The sequence below is a fragment of the Rhodoferax sp. genome, from assembly GCF_028714215.1.
In the GTDB taxonomy this organism is placed as follows: Bacteria; Pseudomonadota; Gammaproteobacteria; order Burkholderiales; family Burkholderiaceae_C; genus Rhodoferax.
The window spans coordinates 1-17,490 of record NZ_JAQTMS010000080.1 but is presented as its reverse complement, the minus strand read 5'-3'; the positions used below and the strand labels follow the sequence as shown (position 1 = coordinate 17,490).

Sequence of the window (17,490 nt, the reverse complement as noted above, 5' to 3'; positions counted from 1 at the left end):
CCTCCAGCGCCGCCATGGCCTCGCTGCGCGCGGCCTTGCCGGAAACGCGGCTGTGGGCGCGCAGCGTCTCCACCACTTGCTGGCCTATGGTCATCACCGGGTTGAGCGAGAACTTGGGGTCTTGCAACACCATGGCAATGCGTCCGCCGCGCAACTCGCGCCGCTGCTTTGGCGCGCAGTCCAGCAGGTCGATGCCGTTGAAGGCCAGTTTGTTGGCCGTGACCCGGCCTTCGGGCGCGGTCAGGCCCAGAATCGCCCGCCCCATCTGCGACTTGCCGGAGCCCGATTCGCCGACGATGCCCAGGCGCTCGCGCCCCAGTTGAAACGAGACGCCGCGCACAGCCTCGGTGCGGCCGCCGTCGCGGTTCGGAAACGAGACCCGCAGGTCATCCACCCGCAACATGGGCTCGCCGGGCAGACCCGAATTTGAACTTGATGGCAGCGTCATTTTGTCGTCTTCGGGTCCAGCGCATCGCGCAAGCCGTCGCCCAGCAGGTTGAAAGCCAGGCTGACCAGAAAGATCGCCGCGCCGGGCGCCGCCGCCACCCACCACTGGTCCAGCACGTAGAGCCGGCCGTTGGCGATCATGGCGCCCCACTCCGGCATCGGCGGCTGCGCCCCCAGGCCCAGAAAGCCCAGGCCGGCGGCGGTCAGGATGATGCCGGCCATGTCCAGCGTTACGCGCACGATGACCGAGGAAACACACAGCGGCATGATGTGGCGCAACACGATGCGCCAGGGCGAGGCGCCCAGCAGTTGCACCGCCGCAATGTAGTCGGTCTGGCGAATCGTCAGCGTCTCGGCGCGCGCGATGCGCGCATAAGGCGGCCAGGAGGTGATGGCGATGGCAATCACCGCATTGCCGATGCCGGGGCCGAGGGCGGCAACAAAAGCCAGTGCCAGAATCAGCCGCGGGAACGCCAGAAAGATATCGGTGAGGCGCATCAGGACGGCGTCCAGCCAGCCGCCGGCATAGCCCGCCACGGTGCCTACGGCCAGTCCGATGGGCGCCGCCAGCACCGCCACCAGCAGCACCACGTACAAGGTGATGCGCGAGCCAAAGATCAGGCGCGACAGAATGTCGCGACCCTGATCGTCGGTGCCGAACCAGTGCATGACCGACGGCGGCAACAAGCGGGTCGTGCGCAGGTCGCCGATGTACGGTGAGTAAGGCGCCAGCAGATCGGCGAAGATGGCCAGCAGCACCAGCGCCAGCACGATCGCCAAGCCAAGCAGCGCCAGCCGGTTGCGGGCAAAGGTGCGCCAGGCGCCGTAGGCCCGACCGAGCGACGCCTGCCGGCGCGACTGCGGTCGCTCGGACATCAGCCAGTCATGCAGGCTGGGCGCGCGCCGCGTGGTGCTGTTGTCGCTCATCGCTTCTTGGTCCGCGGGTCGAGCAACTGGTACAACAGGTCCGACAACAGGTTCAGGCCGATGAAGATGGAGCCGACCACGATGGTGCCGCCCAGCACCGCGTTCATGTCGGCGTTTTGCAGCGAGTTGGTGATGTACAAGCCCAGCCCGGGCCAGGCAAACACGGTTTCGGTCAGGACCGAGCCCTCCAGCAGGCCGGCGTACGACAGCGTCACCACCGTGACCAGCGGCACGGCCGCATTGCGCAGCGCGTGGCGCCAGATGATGCGGGCCTCCGACAGACCCTTGGCACGCGCCGCCACCACATACTCCTGCGCCAGTTCGTTGAGCATGAAAGAGCGCGTCATGCGGCTGATGTAGGCCAGCGAAAAATAGCCCAGCAGCGCAGCCGGCAGGATCAGGTGCGACAAGGCGTTGCCGAACGCGTCCCACTGTCCGGCGCGCGCGGCGTCGAGCAGCATGAAGCCGCTGACCAGGGTGAGCGTGTATTCGTAGCTGACGTCGATGCGGCCCGGCCCGCCGACCCAGCCCAAGCGGGCATAAAACAGCACCAGCCCCATCAGGCCGAGCCAGAAGATGGGTACCGAATAACCGATCAAGCCCATCACCCGCACCACCTGGTCGACCAGGCCGCCACGCCGCACGGCGGCCCAGACACCCAATGGCACACCGATGCCGGCGCCGATGATGATGCCCAGCGTGGCCAGCTCGATGGTGGCCGGAAAAGCCCGCTTGATGTCCTGCAGCACCGGATTGGAGGTCAGCACCGAAACGCCGAAATCACCGTGCAGGACCTTGCCGAGGTAGATGTAGAACTGCTGCCACAGCGGCTTGTTCAAGCCCATCTCTTCGCGTACCCGGGCCATCACCTGCTCGCTGGCGTGGTCGCCGACGATCACCAGCACCGGGTCGATCGGGATCACGCGGCCAATGAAAAACGTGACTGCCAGCAGCCCCAGGTAAGTCAAGACAATGGCCAGCAGGAAATTTCCCGCGGCCTTGAGCCAGCGACGCGGACCGACACCCCTGCGCCGGCCCGACGGCATTTGCGTAACGGCGCTCAAACCAGAATCAGTGACCGACGCTTACTTGGAGACCTTGAACATGTAATTGGTATCGAAGGTCGGACCCAGCTTCAGACCCATGACATTGCTGCGCATGGCTGCCACCTCGGTCTCCTGGAACAACATCACAAAGGGGCTGGTCTTGCGGAACTCGGTCTCTATCTCCTCGTACATGGCCTTGCGTTTCTTGGCATCACGTTCCAGCACGGCGGCATCGGCTTTCTTTGTCAGAGCGGGGATGTCCCAGGCATTGCGCCAGGCCAGCGGCTTGGACTTCGCGTTGTCCGAGTTGTCGGGGTTGCGCGCAAAGGTGTCGGCGTTGCTATGCGGATCCCAGTAGTCGGCGCCCCACTGGCCCACATAGATGTCGTGGGTACGGGCCCGGTACTTGGTCAGGGTCTGCTTGCCATCGCCGGGCAGTATCTCGATGTCGATGCCGGCCCGTTTGGCGGTCTGCTGGAAGGCCTCGGTGATGCCCTGCACCGGCTGCACCGTGCGCATGTCCAGCGTGACCTTGAAGCCGTTGGGATAGCCGGCTTTGGCCAGCAGCGCCTTGGCCTTGGCAACGTCAAGCTTGTAAGGCTTCTCGGTGCTGGCACCGAGCAGACCGATAGGCAGGAAATTCTGATGGATGACGCCGATGTTCTTGATCAGCGTGTCGCCAATCGCCGCGTAGTCGACCAGCCATTTGAAGGCTTCGCGCACCTCCGGTTTAGCCAGAATCGGGTTCTTCTGGTTCAGGCTGAAGTAATACACGGTGCCCTTGGGCGTGGCGGTGGTCTTGATGTCCTTGTTGCTGACGATCGCGGCAAGGTCTTGCGGCGACAGGTTGCGGGCGATATCGGCATCGCCTTTTTCCAGCAGCAGGCGTTGCGTTGCCGCCTCTTTCACGTGCCGGTAGATGACGCGCGCCAGCTTGGCTTTCTCGCCGTAGTAGTTGTCGTTGCGCTCCAGCGCGACGATCTCGTTGGCCCGCCACTCACGCACTTTCAAGGGGCCGGAGCCGGCGTAGTTGGTCTTCAGCCAAGCGTAGCCCAGGTCGCCGTTGACCTCCTTGGACAGCACCAGCTTCTTGTCGACGATGGCGGCCACATTGGCCGTCAAGCAGTTGTAGACGAAGGACGGCGCGTACGACTTGTCGGTTTCCATCGTCAGCGTCAAGGGACCGGTCTGCTTGATCTTGTCCTTGACGTTGTCCTTGGTGAAACCGAACTGCGTCAGAATGAAAGCCGGCGCCTTGTCCAGAATCACGGCGCGCTGCAGGGAGAACACGACGTCCTCGGCGCTCAAGGCATTGCCGGAGGCGAATTTGATTCCGGGTTTGAGTTCGAAGCTGTAGGTCTTGCCGTCGGCCGACACCGACCAGGATTTGGCCACGTCAGCCACCAGCTTGGACGGATCGTTCACATCGAGACGGATCAGCCGGTCGTACGAGTTGCCCATGATCTCGCCGGTCGAGAGCTCGAAGGTCTCGCCCGGGTCCAGGGTGATCATGTCGTCAATCGACCAGGCCACCACCAAGGTGTCTTTGGGCGTGGCGGCCAGCGCCGGCAGGGCAAAGGCTGCCGCAACGGTGATGGCTGCCGCGGATTTAATGAACAAAGCTTTCACGTAACTCTCCTCTGGAGAAATGAAAAAAAATCGGACAAGGCGCGATGCTACTCCATTTTTTTTGGGCTTCATGCCCATGCCGCATCAGGCCGGGCCACGGTACAGCCAGGGCATGTCCAGCAGGTGTTCTCCCAGCACTTTCATGGCGGCATCGCGACCCCAGCGCAGCAAGCCGGTGGCATGAAATATCTGCCCATTGCGAAGGGCGCCGGCCTGGACCCGCGCGTTGCGCTGCCATCTGGCGTTGGCATAGTGCCTCAATGCGGTCACCACGTCGACGCCGCTGGCCGCCAGCGACTGGGCCAGCGCCTGCGCGTCCTCGATCGCCATGCCGGCGCCCTGCGCCAGGTACGGCACCATGGGATGCGCCGCGTCGCCCAGCAGCGCCACCCGGTTCTGCGCTTGCTCCCACGGGCCGCGCATCGGGGGACGGATGCTCAGACCCCACAAACGCCAATGCGCTATGGCTTGCAGCAGTTCCTGCAACGGGCTACAGGCGTGCGCCAGGCTGCGTCGCAAATTGGCGCTGTTGGCAGCGTGGTCCCAACTCGCGATGTCGCCCGGCACGCGACCGGTGACGATCACCACGACGTTGAGCGAGGCGCCGGCTTGCACCGGATATTGCACCGCATGCATCGCCGGCCCCAACCAGACGGTGACCTGGTGGGAGCGCAGTTTTTCCGGCAGACTGCTCTGCGCCACCAGGGCGCGATAGGCCAGATGACCGCTGGCAACCGGCGCAGCGTCACCCAGCAACTGCTGGCGCACCCGGCTCCACAAACCGTCGGCGCCGACCAGCGCGGCGCCTTGCGCCTGGCGGCCATCGGTGGTCCGCAGCATGACACCAGTGTCGTGCTGCACAAAGCCGGCGACCTCGCTGTCGAGGTTCAGCGGCATGTCGCCACCCTGCTTCAATGCGGCCAGCAGCAAGGCATGCAGATCGGCCCGGTGAATCGTTGCATAGGGTGCGCCATAGCGTTGCACGGTCGCAGCCCCCAGACGCAACACACCCAACTCCTGGCCGGTCATGGCGCTGCGCACCTGCAAGCGCTGCGGAAAGGCGGCCACCGCCTTCAGCGCGTCCTGCAAACCCCAGCCCTGGAGAACCTTCACCACGTTGGGCCCCAACTGGATGCCGGCCCCGACCTCGCTGAACGCGCTGGCGCGTTCGAACAAGGCTGCATCGGTACCGGCCCTGGAACAGGCCAGCGCCGCCGCCAGGCCGCCAATGCCACCGCCAACCACCAATATTCGTTTGTTCATCGGTGCTTATTTTGCCAGTTCGGGGCGCTGCGCCAGAGGTTCGCTGGCATCGTTCTGGCGCGCCATGTCGCGCATCTGCTGATCGATATCCTGGCTTGACATGGGCGCCGCATCGGTCGCTGCCGGCGCCGCTGCATCGAGCCGGTGCACGCTCCCTGGCGCCAGGAAGACCAGTGTTGTGACGGCACACTGCACCAAAATGAACGGCAACAAGGCTTTCAGCAGCGCCGTCGTGGCCACCGCTCCCAGACCGGCCCGGGCGCGCGCTATCAACACCGCATAGCCCATTGGCGGGATCAGGAAACTCAGTTGCAATACCAGCAGCAACAGAACGGCGGTTTGCTGGGCATCACCCAGCATCACGATCAAGGGTGGCGCAACGATAGGAATGACAACAAAGATCATCTCGAACGCGTCCAGCACCCAGGCGCACAAAGCCACCGCCGACAACACCAGCGCCGCCGTCAACTGCGGCGGCAGGGTCGAATGCAACAGCAGCAGCGCAATCCAGCGATCAGTGCCCAGCAGCCTGAAAACCAGGCTGAAGGTGCTGGCCCCCACCAACAGGGCAAACAGCGCACCGCTCAGGGCCAGTGTGTCGGCCAGCACCAGTTTCCATTGCGGCCAGTTCAGCGCGCGTGACGCCAGCGCGCCGGCGACCAGCAAAACACCGCCGCTGGCCGCCGCCTCCACCGCAAACATCTTGCCGCTAAAGACCGCCGCCAGCAGCAGCACGATCGTCGTTACCGCCAGCAGGGAAAGGGCTTCCTGGCGCCATTGAAAGCGCGCCGGCGCCGGCTTTTCAGCATTCTTTCGTCCCAACCACCAAACCAGCACGGCCCACAGCAACAGCACGCACAGGGCCGGCAACAAGGCCGCATTGAAGACATCCCGCGTGTTGATGATGCGCTGGCTGCCCAACACGAAGCCGGGCAGATTGCTGGCTTCGGTGTGCGCCGCCAGCATCGCTTCGCCCAGCAGGATCAGCACCAGCGACGGCGGCACCACCACACCGATGGTGGCGGCGACGCTGATCAAGGCGGTGGCTGCTGCCGCGTTCATCCGGCCCAGGCGTGGCGCCACCAGCCGGGCCAGCAGCGCCGAACTGGAAGCCACCGAGCCATTCATGGGGGCGATCAAGGCGCCGACGCTCAAGGCCGCCAGACTGCCGCCCACGCCAGTGCGGGTGAAAAGACGCTTGAGCGACGAGAACAGCACATCGGCCAGCGTCAGGTGCTGCAACAAGACGCCGATGAAGACGTACAGGGGCAGCGCCTGTAGCAAGTCGTGCTCCAGCAAACCGATGATCCGGGTCGGCATGGCGGCCAGGATCGCCAGGTCCAGGCTTCCCGCCAGCAGCGCGATGCTGGCGAAGGCGCTGGCCACGCCGATCAGCAAAGCCCATACCGGCAAGCCGGTGGTGACGATCAGCAGCGCCAGCGCCAACAGCATCCACAAGCCCAGCGACGAACCTTGCAGCATCACGACCGATGACGCCAGGCGCCGAGCCAGGTCGCAATGGCGTCGATCAAGACCAGCAGCAGGAGCAATGCCAGTGCCAGCTTGATGACGAAGTAACCGGGCGTCAGCGTTTCACCGAATTTTTCCAGGCTCAGCACCGAGTTGGCGATCGGGGCCGCCGCCGCCCACAGCATGAACAGAGCCCACGGCGTGACACACAGCAACAACAGGGTCGCGCGCCAACGGCGGGGCGCTTGCGCCGGATCGGCACTGCCATGAATCGCCGCCAGATGGGTTCTGGCCCGCGATGCGGCGGTAATGGCCACGGCGACGTAGACGGCAAACAGGATTTGCGCCGCATCGTTGACCTGACGCGACCAGCCCAGTTCCAGCTCGCGCAGCGGCCACTGGGCAAACAGCAGAAACGCCAGGGGCAGCACCAGCAGACTGGTGGCCAACAGCAAGGGCTGCATCAACCGCAAACGCGGGCGCTCGGGGTCGGAGGTCATTTGCGCCTCGCAAGCAGGGCCGTGGGCAACACGGTCAGCAGCCGGGCCAGCAGCGCCCAGGGCCAGCGCGGCACCGTGGCGCACTGGACTTTTCGCTCAATCAAATCGACCAGCAGTTTGCCGCCCTGCTCCACCGGGATCACAAACGGGCGGCTTTTGGCGCCCCGGTTCAGCGGCGTGTCGATGTAACCCGGCGACAGCGTGGTAACCACGATGCCGCTGCCGTGAGTCTCGGCCCGCAGCGCTTCCAGATACGTGGTGACGGCAGCCTTGGAGGCTCCATAGGCGCCGGTCGCCGGCATGCCGCGAAAGGCTGCCACCGAGCTGATGCCCACCAACTGCCCGTGTCCCTGCTCACGAAAACACTGCATGGCGGCATCCACCGTGGCCATGAAGCCGATGATGTTGGTGCTGATGGTGTCGCGCACCTTGGCAAAAGGCAGTTTGCCGATCAAGCCATGGTGACCGATGCCGGCATTGGCAACGACGATATCAAGCGCGCCGCAAAATGCCCTGGCCTCGGCCAGCACCTGTGCCACCGCCGCATCATCGGTCACGTCCAGTGCCGCGACAAAGACCCGGCCGGCGCCATTCTTTTCCAGCTCCGACTGCAAGGCCTGGAGCGCATCGAGGCGGCGCGCGGTCAGCGCCAACCGGTAGCCACGGCGTGAAAATTCGATCGCCATCTGGCGCCCCAGCCCGGACGAGGCACCGGTGATGAAAACGCTCTTGCCGGAGTCACATTGAACACTCATTGTTGCCGCCTGTTGTAAGCCACCAAGGAGCGCTATTGTGATGCAGCCGAAGCTGCGGCGGGGGCGGCGGGGTAAACCGCGTCAACGCGAGTTCTTGCGCGGCCCTTTGGGCAGATCCGCCGCCTGGCAGGCGCGCCGGTAGGCCTTCAGGGTTTTCTGGGCCCGGCCCAGCACGCTGTCATGGGCATAGCCGCTGGCCGTCATGGCGTCCATGCCGGAAGAACATCCGGTCAGCAGCTCCAGGCCCTCGCCCACATGCACCGCTGTGTAAATGTGAAACCGGCCAGCGGCCACGGCGTCCACCAGCTTGCGTTCCAGCATCAGGTGGCGCCGGTTGCGCTGCGGTATCAGCACGCCCTGCGTGCCATCGAGCCCCGCCGTTTCGCAGATGCGAAAGTAGCCTTCGATCTTTTCGTTGATGCCGCCCACCGGCAACACTTCACCATGCTGGTTGACGGCGCCGGTCACCGCAATGCCTTGCTTGAGCGGCAAGCCCGACAGCGAGGACAGCACCGCGTACAACTCGGCACAGGAGGCCGAATCGCCCTCCACGCCGTGGTATTCCTGCTCGAACACGATGGAGGCATTGAGCGCCAGCGGCGCGATGTGCGCGAACAGCGCCGACAGATAGCTGTGCAGGATGAGAACGCCTTTGTCGTGGATCGGGCCGGACATTTCGACCTCGCGCTCGATGTTGAGCAGGCCTTCGCTGCCGGCGTACGTGCGCGCCGTGACCCGTACCGGAAAGCCGAAGCGGTAGTCGCCCAGATCGATCTGCGTCAAGCCGTTGAGCTGGCCGGTTATTTCACCGCGCAGGCTGATCAAGCGGTCACCGTCGGTGATCGATTCCTGCAGGCGCTGGTCCGGGTAGTCGTGGCGCAAGTTGCGCGCCTGCACAGCGGCCTCGACGTCGGCCGCTTCGACCAAGCTGGCGGCACGCTGGCGGCAGACGGCGGCGCTTTCCATCACCAGCGCCTCGGTGCGGCCGAAGATGGCGCTCTGGCGCGACTGGTCATCGACCTCGCGGTGCGAGTCCTCCAGCAGCCGCGCCACGGCGGCGGCGGAAAAATGCGGCAGACCCAGTTTTCTGACCGCGTGTGCCACAAAAACCGCCGACGCCCGGTAGGTCTGGGCGCTGGCCGAGAAACTCTCGGCAAAATCCACCTTGACGCGAAAGCGCCGGGCAAACTCGGGGTCGGCCTCCTGCAATTCGTAGTACTGTTCGACCGAGCCGATCAGCACGATCTTGACCTCCACATCCACCGCCTCGGGCTCCAGCGAGACGGAAGCCAGCGGCGTCAGCAACGGGCCCGGCTCCTCGATCTGCAAGCGCCCGCTGCGCGAAAAACGGCGCAGCTTTTCCCACACCAGCTCGTCGCTCAGCAGGTCGCGCAAATGCAGCAGCAGAAAGCCGCCGTGCGCCTTGAGCAGACTGCCGGCGCGGATGCGGCTGAAATCGGTCACCAGCGCATCCTCGTCCGGCTGGTATTCAATGCTGCCGAACAGGTTGCGAAACGACGGGTTGTTCTCGACGATCACCGGCGCGCCGGCCAGCGCCGCGTTGTCCACCAGCAGGTTCACCCGGTAACGCGACAAGACCTCGGCCAACTGCTCAAGACGCAGTTCCTCCTCGTCTTCGGAAACCCGGAACAGCGCCAGGTTATCCAGCACGTCGTGCAGCACCTGATCCAGGTAAGAGCCCAGCTTGACGCTGTCCTTGATCTGCTTCTTCAAAGCGTCGCGAATGTCCTGCAACTCGTGTTCCAGCAGCGGCTTGACGATCTGGCGCCGCAACGCCGTCAAGCCCTCGCTCATGACCCGCTCGATCGGCCGGATCTTGTCCAGATAGCGGGCAATTTCTTCGCGCAACTCCTGCTCTGCCTGTTCCACCTGGGCCCGGCGTTCCTTGGGCAGGGAACGCGCCTCGCTCTCGGTCAGGGCATTGCCTTTCTCACCCAGCAAGGTAAACACCAGGTGCCCGTTCTCGCGGTACAGGGCGAAACTGCGGGCCTCGGCAAAAGTGTCCAGCTCGGCATAGGCCTTGGCCTCTTCAGTCTTGTAGGTCTTCTCGATATGCTCGCTCTCGGCCTTGAAATCAGGGCCGTCGAGCCGCTTGGGAATCTCTTTTTGCAGCGTCTTGCACAACTGCATCATGAGTTGGCGCAGCGTGTGTCCCTGGCCGGGCGGCAGGCGCAAGGCGCGCGGTTTCTCCGGCGCATCGAAGTTGTGCAGGTAGCATAAATCCGGCGGCTGGGCCTTGCCGGCGGCGACCTCCCGCATCACCTGCTGCAACAGCGAAGAGCGCCCGCTGCCGACCTCGCCCAGCACAAACAGGTTGTAGTCCGGCTGCTCCAGCCCGAGGCCGAAGCGGGCCGCCGTCTCCGCGCGCGCCTGCCCAATCCAGGGAAGAGGCAGTCCCAGCAGTTCGGAGGTGTCCGCAAAGCCCAGCGATGCAGGCGCGATGGTGACGCGCAGGTCGCCGGGCGTCAGGCTTGAGATCGACATTTTCTTACCCCTCCATTGTTGAGCACATGTTTTGCCCGATTTCACGAAGCAGTGTCAACCAGTTTTATCCAATCGACAACATCCGATTTGACAAGGCGCATGCTTGTCGTTCTTTTGATTGGCCTAACATGCTGCCGATGATTCCTTTTTCGGTCCTTGACCTCTCCCCCATCGTGCAGGGCGGCGACGCTGCCCAGTCTTTTCGCAACACGCTGGATCTGGCCCGGCACGCCGAGCGCTGGGGCTACCGGCGCTACTGGCTGGCCGAGCACCACGGCATGCCGGGCATCGCCAGCGCGGCCACCTCGGTGCTGATAGCCCATGTGGCCGGTGGCACTTCCAGCATTCGCGTCGGTGCCGGCGGCATCATGCTGCCGAACCATTCGCCACTGCAGATTGCCGAGCAGTTCGGCACGCTGGAGTCCTTGTACCCCGGCCGCATCGACCTGGGTTTGGGCCGGGCGCCGGGCTCGGACCCCATCACCGCGCGCGCCCTGCGCCGCAACCTGGCAAGCGACGCCGACGAGTTTCCGCGCGATGTGGTCGAGTTGCTGGACTATTTTTCCAGCGCCTGCAAGAACCCGGTGCACGCGGTGCCGGGCCAGGGGCTGAGCATCCCGCTCTGGATTCTGGGCTCCAGCCTGTTTGGCGCTCAACTGGCCGCCGCGCTGGGTCTGCCCTTTGCTTTTGCCTCGCACTTTGCGCCGCAGCAGATGATGCAGGCCGTGGCGCTGTACCGAAGCAACTTCCGCCCCTCGGCGCAACTGGCCAAGCCTTACGTCATGCTGGGCTTCAACGTGTTCGCCGCCGACACGGACGAGGAGGCGGCATTTCGGGCAACTTCCATGCAGCAGGCTTTTGTCAACCTGCGCAGCGGCCGCCCGTCGCGCCTGCCGCCGCCGCTGGCCGATTACGCCAACCATCTCGCTCCACAGGAACGTGCCCTGCTGGACAGCGTGCTGTCGTGCGCCGCCATCGGCGCTCCTGCCACGGTGCGCGCCGGTCTGAAGGCATTTGTCGAGCGCACCGGGGCCGATGAATTGATGATCACCTCGCAGATTTATGATCACGCGGCGCGCTTGCGTTCTTACGAGATCACTGCTGAAATTTTTTCCGCAACGCTTTGAAGGGACAAACCATGAGCGAATATCCTGTCACGATCCGGCGCAACATCTGGTTGCGCGGTCTGCTGATGATCTTGCTGGGCATGGCCTACCAGTTGGCCGGCACCCTGCTGTTTTTCCTCGCCCTGGTCCAGTTTGTGCTGGCCGTTGTCAGCGACGTGCCGAACTTGCGTCTGAGCGCGTTTGGCCGCAGTCTGGGGCGTTACCTGGGCCAGATTGCAAACTTTGTCAGTTTTTCCACGGAAGTGCTGCCGTTCCCGTTCAGCGACTGGCCTTCGGATTCCTACTAAACGGCTTCGATATCCCCCATTTGGGGGATAGGCACTGAGTTTCTTACTTCCTAGAATCGCCCTTCGCACATGACGTTGGGCGTAACTCTCGAAGGAGAACTATCTTGGCCGACGGAAAATCACCTGCTTATGGCAATCGGTGGCTGGGGGGCTTGAAGAAGCACCCGTTCCTTGTGTGTGTGGCCATCCTGGCGATCGGCTTCAGCGGAATCGGGGCTTTCACCGATCACCTTGCAAAGGTGCAAGATGTCTTCTCGGCAAGATCCCCAAACAACCCGGCGCAAGCCATTGTCAATGTTGCACCACCGACTGTCACACCCAGGCCGCGGGGCACCTTCTCGGAAGAGTTCAGCCTTCAGGAGCGTGGCGTCTGGGTTCGCCACGGCGTCACCATCCGGGTCCGCGATATCGGGACGCAAGAGCAACCCTTTGCCATCCTGGGTGCCAGCGCCGATGGGCGGGTTCAATTCGGCGAGCGGGTGCTTATCGGGTCCGAACTGCGCCTGCCCAGCCAGTATTGCGATTCATTGGTTGTCCTGATCAAATCGATCACGGCATCGGTCCCCACCACACCAAGCTCCGACGATTCGCAAAAGCTGCCACCGGCCAGCCAGGACGCGCTGCCCGACAAGAAAGTCGTCGGGCAACTCAGCGGCAACTGCCAGGAGTGAGCGCGGGGATGCCCGCCAAGGGGCAACCGCAGAACTGACTTTGACCCTGGCCTTGCCGGGGGCTTTGATCCGCGCTTCAAGCGGGCTACGTAGTTCCCACTACGGAGTTTCTATTACGTACTTTCTCATATATCGATCGCTGAAATCGAGCCACACAATTGCCCCGTCGGCTTAGCGCTGCGCGCGGCAAAACAGATGAGGAGATTTCGCTCGATATGAACAACATCAATTTGGTCAGAGGCCTGGTCTTGATGGCGATTGCCCTGGTCTTCGGCCTGGGGTCGCTGAATTACCAGATCGGCCACTTCAGCCGATCCGGCCCCGGCCTATTCCCGCTGATGGTGAGTTGCCTGCTGTTCTTGATTGGCTTGATCAGCGTGGTGCGTTCCCGCTTCGTCAAGCCGGTAGCCCTGAACTACAACGTCAAGAACATCGGCTTCGTCCTGCTCGGTTTGTGCGGCTTCGCGCTGATCTCCGAGCACCTGAACATGATTGCGGGCATCGTGTTTCTGGTGTTTTGCGTTTCGTTCGGCGGCACCTCGTATTCGGTGCTGCGCAACCTCAAGATCTGCGCCGGCCTGATTGCCGTTGCCTTTGCCTTTCGTTACCTACTTGGCCTGCAACTGCCCTTATTCTGATGGACATCCTGAACAACCTCGCGTTTGGTTTTGAACACGCGCTGACCCTGCACAACCTGATGTACTGCGCCATCGGTTGCGCGGTGGGCACACTGGTGGGTCTGCTGCCCGGCCTGGGTCCCTTGTCCACCATCAGCTTGCTGCTGCCCCTGACCTATTCCCTGCCCACCGACGGCTCGCTCATCATGCTGGCCGGGATTTACTACGGCGCTCAATATGGTGATTCCGTGAGCGCCATCACCATGAAAATTCCGCACGCCAGCAGCATCGTGGCCTGCATCGACGGCTACCAGATGACGCTCAAGGGCAAGACCGGCTTGGCCTTGTTTACCGCCGGCGTTTCCAGCTTCATCGGCGGCACCGTGGCCATCGTGGTGCTGGCGACACTGGCCCCGACGCTGGGCGAGGTGGCGTTCCTGTTCGGCCCGGCCGATTACTGTGCCCTGATGCTGTTCGGCTTCATGTGCGTGAGCTTCGTCACCACCGGCAGCCTGCTCAACGGCCTGGCCATGGCCTTTATCGGCGTGCTGCTGGGCGTGGTCGGCACCGATGTGAACAGCGGCGTTGCGCGCTTCACCATGGACATGCCGTTCCTGCTGGACGGCATCGGCTTGATCAGCATCGCCCTGGGCTGCTTCGGCATTGCCGAGGTCGTGAAGAACCTCGACAGCGGCAGCCAGCTCACACCGTTCAACGGCAAGATCAAGCTGATGCCGACCTGGCCCGAGTTCAAGCGCATCATTCCCAGCGCCTTGCGCGGCAGTGTGATCGGCTCGGTGCTGGGCATCCTGCCCGGTGGCGGCCCCACCATCGCCCAGTTCGCGGCCTACGCTGTCGACAAGCGTTTCAGCAAGTACAAGGACGAGATCGGTCACGGCGCCATCGAGGGTGTGGCCGGGCAAGCGGCCGCCGACGAAGCGGCCGCGCGCACCAGCTTTATCCCGCTCATGAGCATCGGCATCCCGGAGAACGCGGTGATGGCCTTGATGATGGGCGCCTTCATCATCAAGGGCATTCAACCAGGCCCCAACATGATCACCGAGCACCGCGATTTGTTCTGGGGTCTGGTGGCCAGCATGTGGGTCGGCAACTGCTTTTTGGTGACCCTTAACGTGCCCCTGGTGCGCTACTGGCTGTCGGTGTTCAAGATCCCCTTCAGCGTGCTGTTTCCGTCGATCCTGTTCTTCTGCTGCGTCGGGACTTACAGCATCAACAACAACCTGGATGACATCTTCATCACCGCCGTCTTTGGCTTCATCGGCTATCTGTTCCTGCGCCTGAAACTCGATCCCGCGCCGCTCATGCTGGGCTTCATCCTGGGCCCTATGCTGGAAGAAAACTTCCGCCGCGCCATGCTCATCAGCCGGGGCAATTTCAGCGTCTTCGTCACCCACCCGATCAGCGGCACCTTGCTGGCCTTGATTGCTCTCTTCATCGTGTGGCAGCTGTTGGTGTTTTATTTTCAGTCGCGAAAACCAGCGACGCCGGTAACCGCCTGAGCTCCCATCAGACGGATGCCTGTCCCAGCGCGACCGAAGTCACGCGGCTGCATCTGACCGTTGCGCGTTACGCTGGCCGGCCACCGGGGTCAGGTGGTCAATAACCACAGGTGGCCGGTTGGGGAACTGCGCGACCAACTCCAAGGTGCCGCCCATCGCCTCAACGTATCGGCGCATCGTCGATAACAACATATCGCTGCGCTTCTCCAAGCGAGAAATGGTATCTTGCCCGACACCCAAGGCCACAGCAAGGTCTTGCTGGGTCTGTTCAGCGGCCTGGCGCAAGTCTTTCAGCGTCGCCAAATTACCAGCACGCGCCTCGATCATTGCCCGCCGTTTCGCCGGCAGGTCAGCCATTAGTTGCTCAAGTTTTTTTGCCATGCCGATGTTCCTTATTTGATGCCTTCAATGTGCCGAGGTGGCCGTCAAACCGCTCGTCAGCCACGGCGATCAGTCGTTTGTAGAACCGCCGTTGATCTGCACCGCCCTTGTCGCCGCCGACCAACAAAATTGCTTGGCGCTCGGGATCAAACGCGAACGCCACGCGCCACACCTCGCCGGTCCAGGCAAACCGCAATTCCTTCATGTTGGTGTGCTTCGATCCCTTCAAGGTATCCACTGTTGGTCGCCCCAGGGCGGGACCAAAATCCCTCAGCAGTAGGGCATGAGCCAGTAGCTCGTCCTGCAAGGATTCAGCCAGGGCCGCGAACTCAACAGCAAAGTCGTCGTGAAAAAGGACGTTCCAAACCATAGCGAATTATGTACTTAAAGCCATATTTACGCAAGCTGGGTGATTTCTCGAAATGACACCACCCTGACCTGCGTCAGACTGAGGTGCACTCGGGCGAACTTGCATGCCAGCGAGCGCAGCCAATTTTGCGCAGTGGCAAGATTAAGGGCTTTTATCGAGCGCACCGGGGTCGACGAGTTGATGATCGCCTCGCAGATTTATGATCACGCGGCGCGCGTGCGCTGTTACGAGATCACCGCTGAAATTTTTTCCGCGACGCATTGAAAGGACAGACTTTGAGCGATCTGACTGCCGCCCTCGCCTTGCTGCAACAGGACGCCCGACCGGCCGAGCTGGCCGGCATGGCGCGCTTTGGCATCAACATCGAGCAGCGCCTGGGCTTGTCGGTGCCGGCGCTGCGGCGAATCGCCAAAACCCTGGGCCATGACCACGCGCTGGCACTGGCGTTGTGGGACACCGGCATCCCCGACGCCCGCATCGTGGCCGGCATGGTGGCCGAGCCCGCCAAGCTGAGCGCCAAACAGATGGACACCTGGGCCAAAGGTTTTTCGTCCTGGGACGTTTGCGACCAGGTCTGCGGCAGCGCCTTCGTGGCGTCCCCGCTGGCCTGGCGCAAGGTAGCGCTATGGGGCGCACGACCCGAAGAGTTTGTGCGCCGCGCCGCCTTTGCCCTGCTGGCGACACTGGCGGTGCATGACAGACAGGCCGACGACCAATGCTTTGTGGCAGCGCTGCCCCTGATCGAAGCAGCCGCCTCAGACGAACGCAACTACGTGAAGAAAGCCGTGAACTGGGCGCTGCGCAACATCGGCAAGCGCAACCCTGTGCTCAACGCCGCGGCCATCGCCGCCGCACGGTGCATCCAACAACAGGGCACAAAGTCGGCACGCTGGATTGCCGCCGACGCGCTGCGTGAACTCACGAGCGAGGCGGTGCAGTTGCGGTTGCGGGTGACCAAGCTCCTCAATCATTCCGCCAACACCTGAACAAGATGTTGCCATCACGGCCGCAGCCTTGAGCGACCCGCACAACCCGCCGCTCACCGATCAGGAACTCGCCCGGATGCTTGGATCCAATTTAGGTCGGGATGAGGTTGATCAGGTTGGGTCCTATCTTTGCTTAATCTATCATTGCACCGTATTAGGGCGAGCAATCGGCGAACTCAAACGGTAGAAAGAACTAGGAGATGCTATGAGCGGTTCCAAGCGAATGTTCGAAGACCACGAAGCAAAACGCGGAATAGCGATCCAGATCGCGATCGAAGCCGGGGTTCTAGAACAGTGCGAATTTCACGATATCGCGTACGAGGGAAACGAGGAAATTGAAAGTGCCTACAAGCTTGGAAATGGCAAGTTTTCTCGCGGTGAGTTCCGTGACACCTTTGAGAGTAGGCGCGAAATGACTGACTATATCAAGAATGTCGTGGAAGATCATCCCGCCGAGGAATGTCCAAGTTGCGCGCACATGCGTGAGTCGTGAGTCGTGAGTTCAAAATCTACGTTCCGCCAAACCAGTTGGGGTAGGTCCGTGAGCTTCGTTGTTTGCCCATAACAAAGGAATGCTATGCAATTCAAAAATCCTAAAAATGGCTACATTGAAGGTAAGTCAACGCCTTGGCTTTGGGCGCTGTTATTCGGGGGGCTTTACTTCATGGTCTGTGGCCTGTGGGCACCGACCATCATTTGGATACTCCTTGCGGTAGTCCTGTATGCGTCCATGGGGCCACCTGCGACAATTCTTATGTTCTTTGTCGCAGTTGTCTATGCCATTCTTGCGCCACGGCTCGTGAGAAATTCATACCTGAGAAGAGGATGGATAGAAGTCGGGGATGACGTCTCTTCGGTTTCGGTTTCTACTTCTAAACATAGCGACATATATAACGCCGCATAATTGACTTACACTGTGGATTCCTGATTGTTTGCAAGGAGCCCCTATGCGTAAGCTTGAAATTGCAGATCCCGACATCATGAGAATC

At 62.4% G+C, this 17,490-nt stretch carries 18 protein-coding genes and 1 pseudogene; 8 read left to right on the top strand and 11 right to left on the bottom strand.

Annotation, left to right across the window (positions count from 1 at the left end):
* The 9 genes from PHS32_RS23060 to PHS32_RS23020 form a co-directional block, all read right to left on the bottom strand.
* Positions 1-448, bottom strand: a 448-nt coding sequence (locus tag PHS32_RS23060; protein WP_301081800.1) for an ATP-binding cassette domain-containing protein, incomplete at its 3' end; no start/stop codon positions are given.
* Positions 445-1,374, bottom strand: coding sequence for a nickel transporter permease (nikC, locus tag PHS32_RS23055; RefSeq protein ID WP_301081799.1), 930 nt, complete (start codon positions 1,372-1,374; stop codon positions 445-447). The genes PHS32_RS23060 and nikC, both read right to left, overlap by 4 nt.
* Complete coding sequence (locus tag PHS32_RS23050; RefSeq protein ID WP_301081806.1) at positions 1,371-2,420, bottom strand: ABC transporter permease; 1,050 nt, start codon at positions 2,418-2,420, stop codon at positions 1,371-1,373. The genes nikC and PHS32_RS23050 overlap by 4 nt, the downstream gene beginning before the upstream one ends.
* 39 nt (positions 2,421-2,459) lie before the next feature.
* On the bottom strand, positions 2,460-4,040 hold the full coding sequence (locus tag PHS32_RS23045) for an ABC transporter substrate-binding protein (RefSeq protein WP_301081805.1): 1,581 nt from the start codon (positions 4,038-4,040) through the stop codon (positions 2,460-2,462).
* Between the two features lie 93 nt (positions 4,041-4,133).
* Positions 4,134-5,312, bottom strand: a complete 1,179-nt coding sequence (locus PHS32_RS23040) for an FAD-dependent monooxygenase (protein WP_301081798.1) — start codon at positions 5,310-5,312, stop codon at positions 4,134-4,136.
* Positions 5,313-5,318: 6 nt separating this feature from the next.
* Positions 5,319-6,794, bottom strand: coding sequence for a TRAP transporter large permease subunit (locus tag PHS32_RS23035; RefSeq protein ID WP_301081804.1), 1,476 nt, complete (start codon positions 6,792-6,794; stop codon positions 5,319-5,321).
* On the bottom strand, positions 6,794-7,282 hold the full coding sequence (locus PHS32_RS23030) for a C4-dicarboxylate ABC transporter substrate-binding protein (protein WP_301081797.1): 489 nt from the start codon (positions 7,280-7,282) through the stop codon (positions 6,794-6,796). Before PHS32_RS23030 ends, PHS32_RS23035 begins: the two co-directional genes overlap by 1 nt.
* Positions 7,279-8,037 (bottom strand): SDR family oxidoreductase, encoded by a 759-nt coding sequence (locus PHS32_RS23025; protein ID WP_301081796.1) that lies wholly within the window; start codon positions 8,035-8,037, stop codon positions 7,279-7,281. Before PHS32_RS23025 ends, PHS32_RS23030 begins: the two co-directional genes overlap by 4 nt.
* A gap of 81 nt (positions 8,038-8,118) precedes the next feature.
* Positions 8,119-10,542, bottom strand: coding sequence for an ATP-binding protein (locus tag PHS32_RS23020; RefSeq protein WP_301081795.1), 2,424 nt, complete (start codon positions 10,540-10,542; stop codon positions 8,119-8,121).
* Positions 10,543-10,679: 137 nt separating this feature from the next.
* Between PHS32_RS23020 and PHS32_RS23015 the strand changes: the two genes are divergently transcribed.
* The 5 genes from PHS32_RS23015 (at position 10,680) to PHS32_RS22995 (ending at position 14,764) form a co-directional block, all read left to right on the top strand.
* Positions 10,680-11,669, top strand: a complete 990-nt coding sequence (locus PHS32_RS23015) for an LLM class flavin-dependent oxidoreductase (RefSeq protein ID WP_301081802.1) — start codon at positions 10,680-10,682, stop codon at positions 11,667-11,669.
* An 11-nt stretch (positions 11,670-11,680) separates the two neighbouring features.
* Positions 11,681-11,956, top strand: coding sequence for a DUF4389 domain-containing protein (locus PHS32_RS23010; RefSeq protein ID WP_301081794.1), 276 nt, complete (start codon positions 11,681-11,683; stop codon positions 11,954-11,956).
* Positions 11,957-12,060: 104 nt separating this feature from the next.
* Positions 12,061-12,627 carry a hypothetical protein gene (locus PHS32_RS23005; protein ID WP_301081792.1) on the top strand — a complete coding sequence of 189 codons (567 nt, stop codon included), beginning with the start codon at positions 12,061-12,063 and terminating at the stop codon, positions 12,625-12,627.
* A 215-nt stretch (positions 12,628-12,842) separates the two neighbouring features.
* Positions 12,843-13,265, top strand: coding sequence for a tripartite tricarboxylate transporter TctB family protein (locus tag PHS32_RS23000; protein ID WP_301081790.1), 423 nt, complete (start codon positions 12,843-12,845; stop codon positions 13,263-13,265).
* Complete coding sequence (locus tag PHS32_RS22995; protein WP_301081788.1) at positions 13,265-14,764, top strand: tripartite tricarboxylate transporter permease; 1,500 nt, start codon at positions 13,265-13,267, stop codon at positions 14,762-14,764. The genes PHS32_RS23000 and PHS32_RS22995 overlap by 1 nt, the downstream gene beginning before the upstream one ends.
* A 39-nt stretch (positions 14,765-14,803) precedes the next feature.
* On the opposite strand, the gene PHS32_RS22990 is transcribed toward PHS32_RS22995, so the two are convergent.
* Complete coding sequence (locus PHS32_RS22990; protein ID WP_301081786.1) at positions 14,804-15,145, bottom strand: XRE family transcriptional regulator; 342 nt, start codon at positions 15,143-15,145, stop codon at positions 14,804-14,806.
* A complete protein-coding gene (locus PHS32_RS22985) occupies positions 15,129-15,515 on the bottom strand; it encodes a type II toxin-antitoxin system RelE/ParE family toxin (protein WP_301081785.1) in 387 nt (128 codons plus the stop codon). Before PHS32_RS22985 ends, PHS32_RS22990 begins: the two co-directional genes overlap by 17 nt.
* A gap of 138 nt (positions 15,516-15,653) precedes the next feature.
* Here PHS32_RS22985 and PHS32_RS22980 point away from each other — a divergent pair.
* The 3 genes and pseudogenes from PHS32_RS22980 to PHS32_RS22970 all read left to right on the top strand — a co-directional run.
* A pseudogene (locus tag PHS32_RS22980) lies at positions 15,654-15,779 on the top strand (alkane 1-monooxygenase); the annotation flags it as partial.
* An 11-nt stretch (positions 15,780-15,790) separates the two neighbouring features.
* Positions 15,791-16,501: a DNA alkylation repair protein gene (locus PHS32_RS22975; RefSeq protein WP_301081783.1), complete on the top strand. Its 711-nt coding sequence runs from the start codon at positions 15,791-15,793 to the stop codon at positions 16,499-16,501.
* Positions 16,502-16,706: 205 nt separating this feature from the next.
* Complete coding sequence (locus PHS32_RS22970; protein WP_301081781.1) at positions 16,707-16,994, top strand: hypothetical protein; 288 nt, start codon at positions 16,707-16,709, stop codon at positions 16,992-16,994.
* Positions 16,995-17,490: the final 496 nt, after the last annotated feature.